Consider the following 17,581-nt stretch of genomic DNA (forward strand, 5'->3'; position numbering starts at 1 on the left):
TTTTGTTGCTTAGGCTTGAGCACCTGTCAGTTTCTTGTATCTGTAATATAAGAAGGCGGCTGCAGCTGTTCCGATGACTGCTATGCCGAAGTCGAACATAAAGATATGGGCGATGCCTTCCGATTTTGCGATGAGCCCCGTGGCAATCGGCAGCAGAATCGACGCGATGCTTGAAGCGGTGGCTACAATTCCGGTAACGGTTCCTTTTCGCTTCCAGAAAAGCTCTGTCATTAATGTAATGGTAATTTGAAACACACCCGCGGTAGAAAAGCCTAAGAAAAAGGCGGTGATGTCCAGCACAACCGGGACATGAACCGTCAGCATGACTGCGAGTGTACATAAAGTAATAACAGGATATAAGAGCGTAATCATGACCGGCTTTATCCATCTGTTCAGTAAAACGGCTAGTAATAATACAGATGTCAGAGATCCTATGCTGTAATAACTCAGCAATTGCACGGATGCTGATTCAGCTAAACCGGCAGACTTTTGCGCATAGCTCGGAAGCCAGATTTGAGAAACAGTAAATAAAGCCGTTGATGTAAAACCGATAATGATCAGTGCGGTGCCTTCTTTCTGAAAAACGGGTTCAGACAAGAAAGCGGGAGATTCCTGTTGGCCGCTGTTAGTTGGTTTCTGTTTCTTAGGAAACGAAAGTGTTGATAGATAAACGATATTCAGCGCATAGACCGCTGCCGGCAGATAAAAAGCAAATCCGTAAAACAGGCTGTGGTCTGACAAAAATGTGATCAAAAGCGGCAAAAGAGTGGCCCCAACAGACATAAAGGCTTTGACCAGGACATTCGCCGAGCCGGAAGCAGCCGGGAAGAGCTCGGTTAGGGCCGGATATGTTCCAGCGTCCATCGCTGAATTTGCGACTCCGGCTAATAAGGCGAACACAAACGCCAGTTCATAGCTCGGTGACAAAGGAATACCGACTAAAAAGACGGCCATAATTCCCGCAGAAGCGATAACAAGCGGCTTTCTGCCAATTTTATCTGATAAAACGCCGGAAATTCCGTATGTCAGCAGCTTGCCGAAGCCGATAGCGGCAATGACATAACTGATGCCGGTCGGGTCGGTATTCCACTGTTTCGTTAAAGAGGACATATTGGATGCCAGAATGATGTTGACCATCCCCAGAAAGAAGTAGTTGATATACATTCCGGATGCTGTTTTGATAACTGTCGTTTTCATGCTTGTACTCCTTCAAATCTTATTCGAACATTGTCATCAACAGGCATTTCTTTACCGGTCAAATAGCAGAAAGCGAAAACGTTCTGCCACAGTATCATGTTTGGCCGCCTGTTTCTTCCGGTTGTAAAAATAAAGTTCATGACGCATGTTTTAAGGAAAATTGGTTTTGGGGCAATGATAAAAAAGACTCGCCGAGTTTCCGGCCAGTCTCATTTATTTACGAAGTGAGGCTAGTTCTTGAGCAATCGCCTGCATTTCACTAGGGCTGAATGATTGTTTTTTCATCACCATGCTGTGAAGGTACGTGAGGTCTTCGATCTTTTCATCACTGAAATCCTCCGCTTTAATCACGCCGACGTTCAGCATGTTCAGTTTTTGGGAAATCTCTTCAATCATTTGAGTTAACGTTTCTGTATTTGGGCTGGACAAATGGTTCCATCCTTTCTTTGCGCGATATTCGGTATGTTTTATTCTAACAGAATTCGATCAGAAAAAAACCCTATTCTAAGAGCTTGCTGTTGATTTCAAAAAAGTGGAGACATCAGTTGAAAAGGAAATGAACATCCTACTAAGATATTGATGAAGGTTTCTTTTTAGAGAAATATGGGCAAAGAATAGGGAGGTTGCACAAGATGATAAGCGTGTTATTTGTTTGTTTAGGAAACATTTGCCGGTCTCCGATGGCGGAAGCGATTTTTCGGGACTTGGCAGCCAAAAAAGGATTAGAGGGGAAAATCAAGACGGACTCAGCCGGCATCGGCGGCTGGCACATCGGCAATCCGCCGCATGAAGGAACACAGGAGATATTGCGCAGAGAAGGAATCAGCTTTGAGGGCATGCTGGCGCGTCAAGTCAGCGAACAGGATCTGGCCGATTTTGTTTACATCATTGCGATGGATGCAGAAAATATCGGGAGCCTCAGAAGCATGGCGGGCTTTAAGAACACATCGCATATCAAAAGGCTGCTGGACTATGTTGAAGATTCAGATTTGGCTGACGTTCCCGATCCTTACTACACAGGGAACTTTGAAGAGGTCTGCCAATTAATCAAATCGGGCTGTGAGCATCTGCTTGCATCCATTCAAAAAGAAAACCAATTGTGAGTGAAAGGAGAATTTGCATGAACAACGAACGTTTAATGCTGAAAGGTATATTTCTCGGAGCTGCGGCAGGTGCGGCGTTATCGCTGCTCCATAAGCCGACAAGACAGGCATGCTGCATGAGATGGCTGACATGCAAGCATAAACTTTCACTGTACAAAAGCAATCCGGAGCTGTTGAAAAACACCGTCATCACAAAAGTGGATGAGGCCAAGAAGCTGGCCCAGACGCTGTCAAATGAAGTCGGCTTTGTAAATCAGCAGGTGAAAGAGCTGAAGAAAACAACACCGCAAGTGATGGAGCTTGTACAAGAAACGAAAGAGCATTTTTCAAAAAAGTGATCAAACATGCGAGGTGAGACGACATGAATTTTTTGAAAGAGCTTTTCAGCAGATACACCCTTCATGAAGGGCAAAGCAAATCAGCGGAGCTGGCGTATTTCTTTCTATTGTCGTTGTTTCCGTTTTTGATTTTTATGCTGACCCTCACTGCGTATCTGCCTATTTCTACCAATGATGTCCTGGGAGTTGTAAAACAATATGCTCCCGACAGTGCGATGTCCCTCGTTGAATCCATTACCCAACAAACCTTAAATAATCGAAATGGCGGCTTGCTGTCATTCGGGATTATCGCGGCTTTATGGTCTGCGTCTAATGGAATGAACGCCATCGTCCGATCATTAAACCACGCGTATGAAGTGGAGGAAAACCGCTCTTTTATCATTGTTCGTCTAACCTCAATTTTTCTGACAATCGCCATGGTATTTACGATTTTAGTGGCCCTGCTGCTGCCGGTATTCGGCCGGGAGATTGGAAGGCTCGCTTCAGATTTTGTCGGCGCATCGGATCTGTTTTTATCTATATGGGCCGCAATTCGCTGGGGTGTCAGCCCGCTTGTGCTGCTAATCGTTTTTTCCGCCCTGTATGTGATTGCGCCGAACAAAAAACTGTCCCTTCGGTTTGTCATGCCGGGTGCGGTGTTTGCGACCATCGGCTGGATCGTTGTCAGCACTCTGTTTTCGTTTTACGTCAGCACGTTTGCCAACTATAGCGCCACATATGGAAGCATCGGGGGAATCATCGTCCTGATGATTTGGTTTTACCTGAGCGGCATTTTAATTATTTTGGGGGGAGAAATCAACGCTCTTTTACATAAACGTAAAAAGCTTCCTGATGAAAATCCCTATCATTAGCGCACCCTATAAATGAACTTCGGTTCAAAAAAGAAGTCGGGGGGCTATCGTGATGACCAAGCATACAAAAAAAGGCGGAAGCCATAACAAACAAAATTCGAAAAGCAAATCGAGCAATAAAACAAGCGGAAGCGCCAACGGACAAAACGGCTATCATTAGCATAAAAGCCTCCTGACATGATGTCAGGAGGCTTTTCGATTAAGAAGATGAAGAATAGGTTTCAGCCGGTGACCAGCTTTTCGGTTTGCCCAGCACAAGGGCAAGCCACACAGCGCTAAGCGTAAGGGTAATGAAATAAAACAAGTTTGCGCTTTCAAATGTCTGCATATACCAGCCGCCGGCAATCGGACCGAGGATGCTGCCGAGACTGAATGTAATGCCGCAAAGCAGGTTCCCCGCCGGCAGCAGGTGGGACGGAAGCAGATCTGTCATATAGCTGATGCCAAGGGTAAAGGTGGATCCTACTGCCATTCCTGCAATAAAAAAGCAGCAGCCGATTATGTAAGGCAAAGGAAACACGCCGGCGATGAAAAAGCAGAGTGCCCTTGTCAGCAAAATCACAAGCAGCACATTCCGTCGCCCGTATTTATCGCTGAGGATACCGAGCGGAAACTGAAAGATTATGCTCCCAATCGCAAATGCGGGAAGGATCAGTGCCACTGCGTCTACAGATATCCCCAAACGGAGCGCATACACCGGAAAGCTTCCGTTTAGCGCCGTCTCCAGAAAGCCGTAGCCAAATGTAGGCATAAAGGCAACCCATCCAAACAGCATGGCTTGATAAAACCGCCTGAAACTATTGTCTGATTTGGTTTCGTGAGGACTGGTTTCCGGGTATGCATTTTGTAGAAAGAAAACAAAAAGCCACGCAAACAGACTGAAGCAGCCGGACACGATAAAAGGCAGCGACGGGCTCAGCTTGACAAGCGGAACCATGAACGGGCCCGCGGCAAAGCCAAGGCCGAAGGAAAGCCCGTAAATAGACAGATTTCTTCCGCGATTTTGTTTCGATGACATGGAGGTCACCCACGTTTGCGTAGAAAAGTGAAGCATGTGGTCGCCGATCCCGATAAACAGGCGAAGCAGGAACCAGATCCAAACCGAATGAAGCCAAATAAATCCGAACAAGCTTAAAATGACAATGCTTCCGCCAATGACGATCAGCGGCTTGAATCCGAGCTTTCTGAGCGGCGCTTCCATAAACGGAGAAGCCAAAAGCACGCCGATATACAATCCGGTTGCGTGCAGGCCATTGATGGCGGCCGATTCCCCATTTGTTTCAAAAATAATCGAGATGACAGGCAGCAGCATGCCTTGTGAAAACCCGGAAATGGAAACGAGCAAAACAAGGATAAAGAAATGAAATCGTGACATCGTGTTTTTCTCCTTATGTGGAATCTATGTTGATCGTACAATGATTTCCAAAAGCAGGCAACATGAAAAAAAGCTTATATCACAAGTAAACAATTGAACTCGTGTAATCATGATGATTTTTGTGAAGAATAAAAATAAAACAAGTCATATAAAAGGAGCCAACTCACCATGAATCGTATCTTTTTTATTTTAGTGGCGGCGGGGATTCCGCTTTCTGTGATCGGCAGTTTCATGCATTGGCCTTCTGCCATTCTCTTTGCAGTGTATTGCATAACAATTATCGCACTTGCAAGCTATATGGGGAGGGCGACAGAATCGCTGTCCATAATCGCAGGACCGCGGATCGGCGGTTTGCTGAACGCCACCTTCGGGAATGCTGTTGAGTTAATCATCTCTTTATTTGCACTAAAGGAAGGCCTGACAGGAATCGTGCTTGCCTCTTTAACCGGTTCAGTGCTGGGGAACCTGTTGCTGGTAGCGGGCTTATCGTTTTTTGTCGGCGGTTTAAAATATAAGCGGCAGGAATTTAATATCCATGATGCCCGCCATAATTCCGGTCTTTTGATTTTTGCCATCATTGTCGCTTTCGTGATTCCGGAGGTATTCTCCGTTGGTATGGGCGACGTGAGCAAGCTTAATTTAAGCATCGGCATCAGCATCATTTTGATTCTGTTATATGTGGCTGCTCTGTACTTTAAACTCGTTACGCACCGCGGTGTTTATCAGCCGAACAATGCCGCCCAGCATGTGGAAGAAGAGGAACCGGAATGGTCAGGCAAGGTGGCTACGATTGTCTTGTTTGCAGCAACGATTGCCGTGGCATATATATCCGAAAACCTGGTGCACACATTCCACTCGGTGGCCGAACAGTTCGGCTGGAGCGAGCTGTTTATCGGGGTCATCATCGTGGCGATTGTCGGTAATGCCGCGGAGCACGCGTCAGCCATCATTATGGCCTATAAAAATAAAATGGATATTGCAGTTGAAATCGCAGTCGGCTCGACGCTGCAGATTGCTATGTTTGTCGCACCGGTTCTTGTGATCTGTTCCATCTTTTTCCCGGTAAGCATGCCGCTAGTCTTTACACTGCCGGAGCTTGTTGCGATGGTATCATCGGTTCTCTTGATGATCGCGATTTCGAATGACGGGGATTCCAACTGGTTTGAAGGGGCGACACTGCTTGCCGCCTATGTCATTATGGCGATCGGCTTTTTCCTTCTATAACCTGAAAAAAGGATGGATAACAACAAACAGGGATGAAAAGACTAAGGGAAAATGCCATAGAAAGAGTGATATGATGAAAAAGCTATTTCATTCCACACTTATTGTGTTGTTATTCTTTAGTTTTTTCGGTGTTCAGCCCATCCACGCGAAAAAGCAGTTTAAGGTTCCTAATTCTGTCGCAAGCATTTCAAAGGAAAACACATATCCGAATGCTTCACAGGATCAGCCGATGCTTCAGCCGAGCAAGCTGGCAAAGGAATTGCTCGATCATTCTGAGGTGAAGATTGAAAACCCGCACCTTATCAAAATGCTGAATGAGTCCAACATATCCGGTACACCGCTTGCAGTCGGCTACCGGGCGACAATATTTCTCGGGAAATGGGCGCTCGGCTATGAATCAAATGAAACAGTCGCGAACTGGGAATATAAAAAAATCAACACAAACCGTGCAGATAACCGCGGCGGAAAAGAAACGGCTGAGATGCATTATGCCCAGGAACAGCAATACAAAGTGAAGGGCGGCTTGACAGCTAAGGTTCCAAATGCTGAAGATGTCAAAAGCATGATGATGCTGAAAGCGATGAAGAAAACGAACCTTCCGCTTGCATTTGATACGGTTGTCGGTGCGGGTACAAAGCGGGATCAAATTTATAAAGTCGCTCCTAAAAAACTCGGTTATCTAAATGCATATGCACCGGCTGTGAATGAAAAAGGAAAAGTGACTTACGGAGAAGTATACTTAGTGCTGAAAGGGAATAAACGAAAACTTGTCGTCAAAAATGTCACCTCACAGGGCATCGGCGCTTGGATTCCGGTTCAAGACCACCTCACGTTTAGCTTTCAGCTTTCCTCGCAGCCAAGATAAACAAAAAACTGATTCCAACTCGGAATCAGTTTTTTATTTATTGCGTTCTCTCAATTCTGACCGCTTCCTCAAGCATTTGCACATTGTTTTGGTACAGCTGGCGAACGAGAACCCGTCTTACTGCGAGGCTGGCGCTGAAATAATCATCATCTTTCACCATGCCTTTTACCGTAAATTCGACGCCGCGATTGATTTTATTCAATGCGGTGATCCCGTGGATTTGAAACGGTTCTGTTGGATTGCCGAATTCATCCCGCTTCAATGAATCCTGAAGCTCTTCATTCAGCATGTCACATGCTTCTTCCAATACGTTGTACACGCGGTCCGGATCTTCTTTAAAGCTGATGAGAAAGGATTCGGTAATCCTCATAAAATCGATATTATAGTTCTCTATCTGTCTGACCTCGCCGTTGCTGATGGTGAGCAGTTTCCCGCTCCATTCCCGGATTTGCAGCGAGCGAAGGCCGATTTCCTCCACAGTCCCGTTAAACAAATTGTTGACGGTGACATAATCGCCTTTGTGCAGCTGTCGTTCATAAATTAAGAACACACCCGCCAGCACGTCCTTGATCAGCGATTGGGCGCCAAAACCGATGACGATACCGGCTACGCCAGCCCCGGCTAATATTTTGCCGAAATCATGCACAAATAAAGAAATGACGTAAAAGATAAAACCAATCGTCGCCGTATACTGGGTGATAGAACGGACAAGGCTTTCAATCGTTTTTTCTTTTCTTTCTTCAATAAAGTCCGTCCGTTTAAAGAATAGCTGTACCAGCCGGTTGATGATAAAGACGCCGATCCAAAGGATAACAGCAACGAGGAGAATATCGACGATTTTATTCTGAAAAATTTCCGTGAGTGTTTCTTCCATCCACATCTAACTCCTGGCTTGACGTTTTGAGAAATCTGTATCTTGATAATAACTGTTTTTGACGAGAACATTCGGCCCGAGGCATCGGACATTCGGACAGTGGCAATTCAGCTCTTTCGCAAGCTTGGTCTCTCTCCATTTTTCATAGGCGGAAGGGAGGCTGTCCGTCTGAATATTGCCAAGCGGCGGTGTATCGCCGAAATCGGTCACGATAATGTTTCCGTCGAAAATGTTCACATTCAGGCGGGAACGGCCGTCAGGGTCATTTCTCACCGTGACGTTTTTCGCCGCGCGAAGCCGGCGAAGCAGCTTTTGATCATCTTCGTTCTGACTGCAGGCATAAAACGGCAGTGTCCCGAACAGCATCCACGTATTTTCATCACGGATATCCAGCAAGCGGTGAATGGCCTGTCTCATCTCTTTCAGACTCAGAGATTCAAGAGCGCTTGCGAAATCGCTTGGATACATCGGATGGACTTCGTGTCGCTGACATTTCATATCTTCTGTGATTTGTCGGTGAATATGCTCGATATGCGGAAGTGTGCGTTTATTTAGCATTGTTTCCGCAGATACCATCACCCCGGCATCGACTAACGTGCGGCTGTTTTCGATCATTTTTTCAAAATAGCGCGCGCGCTGTTCGAAGGTCGGTTTTCTGTCCATCATGGCAAAACCGATCTCAGCAAAATCCTCAACTGTACCCCAGTTATGAGAAATATGCAGCACATCAAGATACGGAATAATCCACTCGTATCGATCAATATCAAGGGTCAGGTTGGAATTGATCTGCGTCCGCACGCCCCGTTCGTGGGCGTATTTCAATAACGGAACGACATATTCTTTTACTGATTTTAACGAAAGCATCGGCTCTCCGCCTGTAATACTGATGGATCTCAGGCGCGGGATTTCCTCCAGTCGTTTTAACAGAAGATCTATTGGCAGAGCATTGGGGTCTTTAGGCTGCAATGTATAGCCTACAGCACAATGCTCGCATCTCATATTGCACAGTGTCGTCGTTGTGAATTCAACGTTTGTCAGCTGCATGTCTCCGTATTGGTCAACATCCATATAGGCTTCCCAAGGGTCAAACTCAGGTGTGATCGGACGCAGCTTCGTGTTTTGTGTCATGACTATCTAACTCCTTTATAAATGGGGCATACTAACGCTGCCAACAGTTAATTTTAGACCTGATTTGTCAAGATCGCAAGTAGCGCAGCGATTGAAAAACGGCAAAAAATGAGCTACCATAATAAAAAATGAATGGAGGAACAGAATGGGGAACGCCGTAAACAATAAGGATCAGCAGATTGATTATTTAAAGAACAGACTTGACATGTTTATGAACGTCATCGATTCATTAGACCCTGAAGCAACCGACGTTGAAGATATAGACAGGCTCATTAGCATGCTTGATGATCTGGAAGCCAAATACGAACGCTTTAAAAAAGACTGGGAATAAAACCGCGCGCACGCCGCGGTTTTTTGTTTGGCATAAAGCGTCAGTATAAAACGAAGCGCCTTTCTGTAAAATAAGAAAAAATGCAGAAGGAGCGCTGGCCATGAAATGGATGTGTTCAATATGCTGTGCCGCCGTCTTGCTTGCTGGGGGCGCAGCACAGGCGGAAGCGGTGCCGAATGAGCCGATCAATTGGGGCTTTAAACGAAGTGTCAACCATCAGCCGCCTGATGCCGGGAAGCAGCTGAACAGTTTAATTGAAAAATACGACGCGTTTTATTTAGGCAATACAAAGGAAAAAACGATTTACTTGACGTTTGATAACGGCTATGAAAATGGCTATACGCCAAAAGTGCTTGATGTCTTAAAAAAACACCGCGTAACAGGCACATTTTTTGTCACAGGGCATTTCGTAAAGGATCAGCCTGAGCTGATTAAACGAATGTCAGATGAAGGCCATATTATTGGCAACCATTCCTTTCACCATCCGGATTTAACCACAAAAACGGCTGATCAAATTCAGGACGAACTTGATTCAGTCAACGAAGAGGTCTATAAAATTACGGGAAAGCAGGACAACCTGTATCTGCGCCCGCCCCGCGGCGTGTTCAGTGAATACGTGCTGAAAGAAACGAAACGCTTAGGCTATCAAACCGTTTTCTGGTCGGTCGCTTTTGTTGATTGGAAAATCAACAACCAAAAGGGGAAGAAATATGCCTATGATCATATGATCAAACAGGCGCATCCAGGAGCCATTTACCTGCTTCACACCGTATCAAGGGACAATGCCGAAGCACTGGATGATGCAATCACAGATCTGAAAAAACAAGGCTACACATTTAAAAGCCTTGATGATTTAATGTTTGAGAAAGAAATGAAGCTGCCGTCTTTGTAACGAGAAGAGCCTCTCCTTTAAGGAGAGGCTCTCTTATTATTTTATACATTTGATAAGTGCGGCCCAATCCAAGTCTCCGAAGCCTTTTTCAATTCCGCTTTCAAAATGGCTCTTGGCCAGCTCGGCAAGAGGGAGGTTTGCAGAGACCTGTTCTGCGGCGGCGAGTGCCAGATTGGTATCCTTCAGCCCTAAAGACATTTTGAAACCGGCCGGCTCAAATTTCTGCTCGGCCATGATGGTTCCGTAATTTTGATAGACAGGAGAGCCAAAGAGCGCGCTGGCGATTTCTAAAAATTGTTTTTGTTCTAAGCCGTATTTTTCCATCATTAAGAATGATTCAGATAATGCCTCCAGCATGGACACGAGCAAGAAATTGATGCTGATTTTGGCCGCGTTTGCTGTCTTGCTTTCTTCGCCGACGTCAAATACCTGCTGGCTCAGGCTGTCAAGCAGTGGCTTGGCGGTTTGCTTCGCTTCCGCCGGTCCGGCTGTTATGATGCGGAGCGCGGCTTTGGCGGCGGCATCCGGTCTTCCGAGCACAGGAGCTGCGAGGAAGGATTGTTCTTTCTCCGCATGAGCCGCTGCGAGCTTTTCTGAGAACTCAACACTGATGGTGCTCATCGAGATGTGAATGCCGTTCTTGGCTAATCCTTCAATCAGCCCGTTTTCTCCGAATGTCACGGCGCGGACAGAATCGTCATCTGAAAGCATCGTTATGACAATATCAGCGGACTCTGCCGCCTGTCGCGGCGTATCAGCTGCTTGTGCGCCTTCTGTTACAAATTCTTCCGTCTTTTGTTTTGTTCGATTATAAACAGTCAATTCATAGCCTGCCTGAAGCACGTTTCGGGCAATGGGCTGTCCCATATTGCCGAGTCCGATCACAGCAATTTTCAATCTGATCACTCCCAGAACATTTTTTCCATTATAAACAAAATGAACATCATATGCATGGAAATCTGCTTGCCAACATAAAAAGAACAGCTTCACGCTGTCCTCATTTAAAAATTTTGAACCATCCTTTATGTAAAAACCATATCAACATCCCGATCACAAGCGCGGCCATCAGGCCAAGTACAGCAAAATATCCGTATTTCCAATGCAGCTCCGGCATGTTGTCAAAGTTCATGCCGTATACGCCGGCAATAAAGGTGAGCGGGATAAAAATGGTCGATACGATCGTCAGTGTCATCATAATCGCGTTCATCCGGTTTGAATTCAATGTCACGTAGCTGTCGCGCAAGTCGGACGTCATGTCACGATTGGATTCGACAATCTCAGACAATTTTAACAAATGATCGTATATGTCGCTGAAGTAGGCTTTCGTTTCCCGCTGCTCTTTCACATGGTCAAGGCTTAAAATCCGATAGAGCAAATCACGCATCGGAATAATGGTCCGTCTTAGATGCAAAAGGTCTGTCCTGAGATCAAACACCTCATTCATCAGTGTTCCGTACGTTTTGTGGGGCCGGCTCTCTTCAATTTCGTTCAGCCGGTCTTCAATTTTGTACACGAGAGGAAAATATTCATCAACAAGCTGATCCATAATCATGTAAGAGATATGCCCAGGCCCTTTTTTCAATATGTCCGGTGAAGCATACAAACGCTCCCGGACTTTGGCGATTCCGGGTGTTTCGTGTAAATGAAAGGTGACGACAAATCGTTCGCCTTGAAAAATATCAACTTCCTCCGTCTCAAGCGTTTCCTTATTCAGCGCATGAATCACGTAAAAGCGATAACCGTCATAATGGTCAAGCTTCGGCCGCTGCATATGCTGGAAGCAATCCTCAATGGCAAGCGGATGAAAATGAAAAAAATCTCTCAATAATGCCGTTTCCGTATCCTCCGGGCCATATAAATCAACCCAGTACCACGCAATATCAGGCTGTTCCACTCGTTCGATCGGTATATTTTTCAGCAGCTGATGCTCTGTTGTAATTGCCGTAATGTTGATCATAAACAACCCTCCACCTGCCATTATATCATGCGGCCTTTAGGAGAAAAGTATACGGTGTTCTGCCTATTTCCAGCGGCGTGTTATACTGGACAAAAAACGGAAAAAGGGTGGATTGCATGTGGAAGGAAAAAGTATCTGTCACGCCTCCGTACCATTTTGACCGCGTGTTGGACAGACTGTCTTTAGACCCTCTCAATGCGGCAGATAAAGAAACGCGGGAAATATGCGTGCCGATCAGAAACCAAGCGGGAGACGTGTGCATTGTGAAGGTACAGGCGTTAGGCCATGCGGATGAGCCTGAGTTTCTCGTCAGAGGAGAAACGGATCAGGATGAGATGATGAAGGAAATCAAGCGGATTTTTCAATGGGAAAATGATCTGCAGCACGTTCTCGATCATTTTTCGAAAACGAGTCTGTCCGCCATCTTTGAAGCACATGCAGGCACGCCACTTGTACTGGACTACAGCGTGTACAATTGCATCATGAAATGCATCATCCACCAGCAGCTCAATCTTTCCTTCGCTTACACGCTAACAGAACGGTTTGTCCATGCGTTTGGCGAACAGAAGGACGGCGTGTGGTGCTATCCAAAGCCGGAAACGATTGCGGAACTCGATTATCAGGATCTGCGCGATCTGCAATTCAGCATGAGAAAAGCGGAATACACCATTGATACGTCAAGGATGATCGCAGAAGGCACACTCGACTTGTCAGAGCTTCCGAATATGACGGATGAGGACATTATGAAGAAACTAATCAAAATCAGAGGCATCGGCCCGTGGACCGTACAAAACGTCCTCATGTTCGGCCTTGGACGCCCTAATTTATTTCCGCTTGCCGATATCGGACTCCAGAATGCGATCAAACGCCATTTTCAGCTGGACGATAAGCCGGCAAAGGATGTCATGCTTGCGATGAGCAAAGAGTGGGAGCCTTATTTAAGCTATGCGTCTTTGTATTTGTGGAGAAGTATAGAATAATTCGTCTGACAATGAAGGAAATCCTGCAAACGTGTTATACTAGTTAGATGTGAAAAAAACATTTCACTTTCTGCCATCTGCAGAAAGCTTCATATAGAAACGGAGAGAACAACGTGAACCAACAAAAAAAACAGGCGCCCGTTGAACTGAAAGTCGGACAAACCTTTCCTCTGACGATTAAGCGTCTCGGCATTAACGGAGAAGGTGTCGGCTATTTTAAGAAAAAAGTCGTCTTTGTGCCCGGCGCGCTTCCTGGCGAAGAGGTTGTCGTGCAGGCGACAAAGGTTCAGCCGAAGTTTTCGGAGGGCCGCATTAAGAAGATCCGCAAGGCGTCTGAGCACCGAGTGGCACCGCCTTGCCCTGTATACGAACAGTGCGGCGGCTGTCAGCTTCAGCACCTTGCATACAGCCAGCAGCTTCGGGAAAAACGCGATATCGTCATTCAGTCGCTTGAACGCCATACGAAGTTTAAAGTTGAAAACATGGAAATCAAAGAAACGATCGGCATGGACAACCCGTGGAATTACCGCAACAAAAGCCAATTCCAGATCGGGCGCTCGCAAAGCGGCAGCATCATCGCCGGCTTATACGGCCTTGATTCTCATGACATTGTGCCGATTAAAGACTGTGTCGTTCAGCATCCGGCAACCAACAAAACAACAGGCATCGTCCGCCGCATTTTAGAGGATTTCAATGTGTCTGTTTATAATGAACGGAAACGAAAAGGCGACGTTCGCACCATTGTGACAAGAGTCGGCTTTGAAACAGGCGAAGTGCAGGTCGTGCTTGTAACGGCAAAAGAAACGCTTCCGCACAAGGAAGAAATCGTCAAAGCGATCCAAAAGCGCCTGCCAGAGGTCAAATCTATTATCCAGAATGTAAACGGAGCGAAAACCTCAGTGATTTTCGGTGAGAAAACAAAACCGCTCGCCGGAAAAACAGTGATTCAAGAAGTGCTTGGCGACGTTTCATTTGAACTGAGCGCCCGCGCCTTCTTCCAGCTCAACCCGGAACAAACCGTCAAGCTGTATGACGAAGTGAAAAAAGCGGCGCAGCTGACCGGAAAAGAAAAAGTCGTTGACGCGTATTGCGGCGTCGGCACCATCGGCATGTGGGTAGCGGACGGAGCGAAGGAAGTCCGCGGCATGGACGTCATCAAGGAATCAATTGATGATGCCAAGAAAAACGCCAAAAAACACGGCATGACAAATGCCACATATGTCACAGGAACAGCCGAGCACTGGCTCCCGAAATGGACGAAAGAAGGTTTCCGCCCGGACGTCGTCATCGTTGACCCGCCAAGAACCGGCTGTGACAACACGTTCCTAGACACGATCAAAAAAGTCAAACCGAAACGCTTTGTCTACGTTTCCTGCAACCCATCCACGCTTGCGAAGGATTTGCAGGCGCTGTCGAAGGATTATCGCGTGGAGTATATTCAGCCTGTGGATATGTTTCCGCAGACGGCTCATGTTGAAGCAGTGGCGAGACTTGTATTAAAATCGTCTAACTAAAAAGAACATTTCCCAGTCATAAAATAGTTTTCCTAATAAGACCTGGATTTCGGTAAAATAAACAATTCCGATTTCCGGGTCTTTTTCGTGCGCAGCCCTTGTCCTGACTGTCTTTTCTCAAATTTGTCTTCCTTCTTTTCTCGGAGATCTTTATTTTAACTGGCGAAAAGAGTTGAAAAACGTGTTGAAAAGCGGGTGAAAAACAGCCAATTTTGAACAGAAAAAGTATGAAAATGGGGGTTCGGTAGATAAGATTGTATATAATTTATCCCCCTTCCTATAAGCAAAACTTTAAAATGTTTATTTTTCTAATTGGCAGTTATTTAATCGGAAAAATTTCCTTCCAGTATGATTAAAATACATGAGTAGAATGATGTAAAATCATAGATATATTTTTCATAATTTGTAAAATTATATATTGACTTGCAGTTATTACGTGTGAAATATTGATTATAGGAATATAAGGAAAGGTATGGCGTATATCATTTCAAGAGTCATTCGATTTAAAAAGTTGAAACATTGTAATAAACGAAAGAGGTGAAAATGATGGCCAACCCCATTTTAAAATGAATAACGTATGAGCACTACAACAATTAAATAATAGTGCCGAGACGATAACAACTATTACAGTAATACCTACAATGGTTATATCCTTGCGACAATCATGCTTCATAATATAATGATTTTAGATTGACACTTGTCTAAAAAGTATTGCAGAGAAGGAAATGGATAACTAAATGGATAAAGTATATAAAAAACGACCGTTATATAAAAGAAGTTGGTTTCAAACATTTTTGGCATTTTTAGTATCTCAGTTTTATTTTAATTTTGTAGAATTAACGGGATGGGGTCCTAAGTATAGAGAAATGAATGGATTCCCGGCAAACATAGTGGAACTAGATTTCTTTCAAACATATCTTTCATTCTATGATAATCCATGGTTTAATATTATTACTGTTTTCTTGGGAGTTTTCACTATTATACAAATAATTACAGGGATAACAAGGGATATTCGAAATTAAAACAATAACTTCTGATGCCTTATTTAATGATGAAAGAAAATGAAGACTTTCTTAATTAATCTTATGAGTGAAGACTGCGACACTTAGTCAGCAGTCTATTTTATTGGTTCCAGGATTACCGAATTATAACCCTATACAAATATATAGTAGGTTGCCACTTGCTGCGTTGGTTATTTTCTAAATCATGAGCAAATCCCAAATGGTTCAGATTAAAGTTCTTGCATTTTTTTAAGTAGGAGTTTATTTTCTCTTTTCTTTACTCCATGTGATTCACAAGTGGTAGCAGGCTTAAGTAGAGGTTTTTTCATTCTCTTGAGTACTCAGTTATACCACCCCCAACTCAATTTGCTTAATCAAAGTTTATCTCTTGAAATTAGTTTTTCCGCAAATATGATATTGAGATACGGATATGGTGTAGCGTTAAATATCTTATCTTCAATAACAGGACAATTATTTGCGTTGGTAATATGGAGAACTCATATGATATTCTATTTAGGTTGGAATACTTTTTATCCAAAAAGTTCAAAAGTAAGGCCACTAAGAAAGACGAAGGTCAGCGCCAGTGTTAACCACAATATAAAAAATAGGGTAGATAATCATCCCACGTGAAATGTTCAAAATTTACTATAGATTGATAAGAAATGCTTTCGCATGCGATAAGTGTAAAAAGAAAGCGTGGTTCAGTTTTTTAATATTGAGATAAAGGTATAGCCGTATCCCCTAATGAAAGGATTTGATTTTTGTTATGACAGAAAATTTCTGGCGTGAATTACCACGGCCGTTTTTTGTACTGGCACCAATGGAAGATGTGACAGATGTAGTTTTCCGGCATGTAGTAAGTGAAGCAGGCAGACCGGATGTGTTTTTTACAGAGTTCACAAACTCAGAGAGCTATTGCCACCCGGATGGGAAGGATAGCGTGCGCGGCCGTTTGACTTTTACAGAGGATGAACAGCCAATTGTGGCCCATATATGGGGAGATAAGCCTGAAAACTTCCGCCAAATGAGCATTGGTATGGCGGAATTAGGATTTAAGGGTCTAGATATCAATATGGGCTGTCCTGTGCCTAATGTAGCGGGCAATGGGAAGGGAAGCGGCCTTATTTGTCGTCCTGAAGTTGCGGCAGAATTAATACAAGCTGCAAAAGCAGGGGGATTGCCTGTAAGTGTGAAGACAAGGCTTGGTTACACAGATGTAGACGAATGGCGCGACTGGCTGACACACGTATTGAAACAAGACATTGCGAATCTTTCCATTCATCTGCGTACAAGAGCGGAAATGAGTAAAGTGGATGCGCATTGGGAACTCATCCCGGAGATTAAGAAACTTCGTGACGAGGTGGCACCAGATACCCTTTTGACAATCAACGGGGATATCCCTGACCGTCAAACTGGCTTGAAACTTGCTGAACAATACGGTGTTGATGGGATTATGATTGGGCGTGGTATTTTTACAAATCCATTTGCCTTTGAAAAGGAGCCGAAAGAGCATAGCAGCAAGGAATTGCTTGATCTCTTAAGGCTGCATCTGGATCTCCATGATCAATATTCAGCATTAGAAGCCCGTCCGTACAAGCCTCTTCCTCGCTTTTTCAAGATTTACCTCCGCGGATTCAGAGGGGCAAGTGAATTAAGAAATCAATGCATGAACACAAAGTCAACAGATGAAGTGCGTGCATTGCTCGATGACTTTGAGAGAAAGTATCTTGATGGGGTGGAGCCACAGTAAAAAGTGTTCCAATTCAAGGTAAAAGTGAAGTGGTACATTAAACTGGATTATTTCTGCAAATTTTTCACACGAGAAATTCGATATTCAGGGAGACATTCTGCCGAGAAGCTGTTGAAATAGAGGGATTATAAATGTAAGAGTCAAGATAGCAGGGACAATTTTCCTTGCTATCTTTTTTTATCTAAAAGGATAAGATAAAAT

General features: G+C 44.6%; 18 protein-coding genes. 11 read left to right on the plus strand and 7 right to left on the minus strand.

All coding sequences use genetic code 11. The features are described from left to right. Positions 1-9 precede the first annotated feature (9 nt). Together GYO_RS26645 and GYO_RS26650 are read right to left on the minus strand one after the other, a co-directional pair. Complete coding sequence (locus tag GYO_RS26645; protein WP_014113043.1) at positions 10-1,197, minus strand: MFS transporter; 1,188 nt, start codon at positions 1,195-1,197, stop codon at positions 10-12. A gap of 213 nt (positions 1,198-1,410) precedes the next feature. Beyond that, the gene (locus GYO_RS26650) at positions 1,411-1,626 is read right to left on the minus strand and encodes a DUF1128 domain-containing protein (RefSeq protein WP_003223104.1); all 216 of its coding nucleotides are present in this window, start codon (positions 1,624-1,626) and stop codon (positions 1,411-1,413) included. A 203-nt stretch (positions 1,627-1,829) separates the two neighbouring features. On the opposite strand from GYO_RS26650, the gene yfkJ reads away from it, so the two are divergent. The 3 genes from yfkJ to GYO_RS26665 are packed head-to-tail and all read left to right on the plus strand — an operon-like array spanning position 1,830 to position 3,489. Next, positions 1,830-2,300 (plus strand): protein-tyrosine-phosphatase, encoded by a 471-nt coding sequence (gene yfkJ / locus GYO_RS26655; protein ID WP_014113045.1) that lies wholly within the window; start codon positions 1,830-1,832, stop codon positions 2,298-2,300. Between the two features lie 17 nt (positions 2,301-2,317). After that, complete coding sequence (locus GYO_RS26660) at positions 2,318-2,638, plus strand: hypothetical protein (protein ID WP_014113046.1); 321 nt, start codon at positions 2,318-2,320, stop codon at positions 2,636-2,638. Between the two features lie 23 nt (positions 2,639-2,661). Continuing rightward, a complete protein-coding gene (locus tag GYO_RS26665) occupies positions 2,662-3,489 on the plus strand; it encodes a YihY family inner membrane protein (RefSeq protein WP_014113047.1) in 828 nt (275 codons plus the stop codon). A gap of 199 nt (positions 3,490-3,688) precedes the next feature. Here GYO_RS26665 and GYO_RS26675 read toward each other — a convergent pair whose 3' ends face one another. Continuing rightward, positions 3,689-4,864, minus strand: a complete 1,176-nt coding sequence (locus tag GYO_RS26675; RefSeq protein WP_014113048.1) for an MFS transporter — start codon at positions 4,862-4,864, stop codon at positions 3,689-3,691. A 168-nt stretch (positions 4,865-5,032) separates the two neighbouring features. Between GYO_RS26675 and cax the strand changes: the two genes are divergently transcribed. Both cax and GYO_RS26690 read left to right on the plus strand, forming a co-directional pair. Beyond that, the gene (cax, locus tag GYO_RS26685) at positions 5,033-6,088 is read left to right on the plus strand and encodes a calcium/proton exchanger (RefSeq protein ID WP_014113049.1); all 1,056 of its coding nucleotides are present in this window, start codon (positions 5,033-5,035) and stop codon (positions 6,086-6,088) included. 70 nt (positions 6,089-6,158) lie between these two features. Further along, a complete protein-coding gene (locus GYO_RS26690; RefSeq protein WP_014113050.1) occupies positions 6,159-6,953 on the plus strand; it encodes a YfkD famly protein in 795 nt (264 codons plus the stop codon). 37 nt (positions 6,954-6,990) lie between these two features. Here the strand turns inward: GYO_RS26690 and mscC are convergent, their stop codons facing one another. Both mscC and yfkAB read right to left on the minus strand, forming a co-directional pair. Next, positions 6,991-7,833, minus strand: coding sequence for a mechanosensitive ion channel protein MscC (gene mscC, locus GYO_RS26695; RefSeq protein WP_072565944.1), 843 nt, complete (start codon positions 7,831-7,833; stop codon positions 6,991-6,993). After that, entirely contained in the window at positions 7,834-8,955 is a 1,122-nt protein-coding gene (gene yfkAB, locus GYO_RS26700) for a radical SAM/CxCxxxxC motif protein YfkAB (protein ID WP_014113052.1), read from the minus strand. A gap of 145 nt (positions 8,956-9,100) precedes the next feature. Here yfkAB and GYO_RS26705 point away from each other — a divergent pair, with 145 nt between their 5' ends. Next, positions 9,101-9,286: an SE1561 family protein gene (locus GYO_RS26705; RefSeq protein ID WP_003223132.1), complete on the plus strand. Its 186-nt coding sequence runs from the start codon at positions 9,101-9,103 to the stop codon at positions 9,284-9,286. Positions 9,287-9,386: 100 nt separating this feature from the next. Then, positions 9,387-10,178 carry a delta-lactam-biosynthetic de-N-acetylase gene (pdaA, locus tag GYO_RS26710; RefSeq protein ID WP_003223134.1) on the plus strand — a complete coding sequence of 264 codons (792 nt, stop codon included), beginning with the start codon at positions 9,387-9,389 and terminating at the stop codon, positions 10,176-10,178. A 36-nt stretch (positions 10,179-10,214) separates the two neighbouring features. On the opposite strand, the gene GYO_RS26715 is transcribed toward pdaA, so the two are convergent. Both GYO_RS26715 and corA read right to left on the minus strand, forming a co-directional pair. Continuing rightward, positions 10,215-11,075: an NAD(P)-dependent oxidoreductase gene (locus tag GYO_RS26715; protein ID WP_041521143.1), complete on the minus strand. Its 861-nt coding sequence runs from the start codon at positions 11,073-11,075 to the stop codon at positions 10,215-10,217. Between the two features lie 100 nt (positions 11,076-11,175). Beyond that, a complete protein-coding gene (gene corA, locus GYO_RS26720) occupies positions 11,176-12,135 on the minus strand; it encodes a magnesium/cobalt transporter CorA (RefSeq protein ID WP_014113054.1) in 960 nt (319 codons plus the stop codon). 116 nt (positions 12,136-12,251) lie between these two features. On the opposite strand from corA, the gene GYO_RS26725 reads away from it, so the two are divergent. The 4 genes from GYO_RS26725 (at position 12,252) to GYO_RS26740 (ending at position 17,380) form a co-directional block, all read left to right on the plus strand. Beyond that, positions 12,252-13,115: a DNA-3-methyladenine glycosylase family protein gene (locus GYO_RS26725; RefSeq protein ID WP_014113055.1), complete on the plus strand. Its 864-nt coding sequence runs from the start codon at positions 12,252-12,254 to the stop codon at positions 13,113-13,115. A 113-nt stretch (positions 13,116-13,228) separates the two neighbouring features. Beyond that, on the plus strand, positions 13,229-14,629 hold the full coding sequence (gene rlmD, locus GYO_RS26730; RefSeq protein WP_014113056.1) for a 23S rRNA (uracil(1939)-C(5))-methyltransferase RlmD: 1,401 nt from the start codon (positions 13,229-13,231) through the stop codon (positions 14,627-14,629). A gap of 737 nt (positions 14,630-15,366) precedes the next feature. Further along, positions 15,367-15,651 carry a YfzA family protein gene (locus GYO_RS26735; protein WP_041520891.1) on the plus strand — a complete coding sequence of 95 codons (285 nt, stop codon included), beginning with the start codon at positions 15,367-15,369 and terminating at the stop codon, positions 15,649-15,651. 745 nt (positions 15,652-16,396) lie between these two features. Continuing rightward, on the plus strand, positions 16,397-17,380 hold the full coding sequence (locus GYO_RS26740) for a tRNA dihydrouridine synthase (protein WP_014113057.1): 984 nt from the start codon (positions 16,397-16,399) through the stop codon (positions 17,378-17,380). Positions 17,381-17,581: the final 201 nt, after the last annotated feature.

It is taken from the genome of Bacillus spizizenii TU-B-10 (assembly GCF_000227465.1).
Classification (GTDB): domain Bacteria; phylum Bacillota; class Bacilli; order Bacillales; family Bacillaceae; genus Bacillus; species Bacillus spizizenii.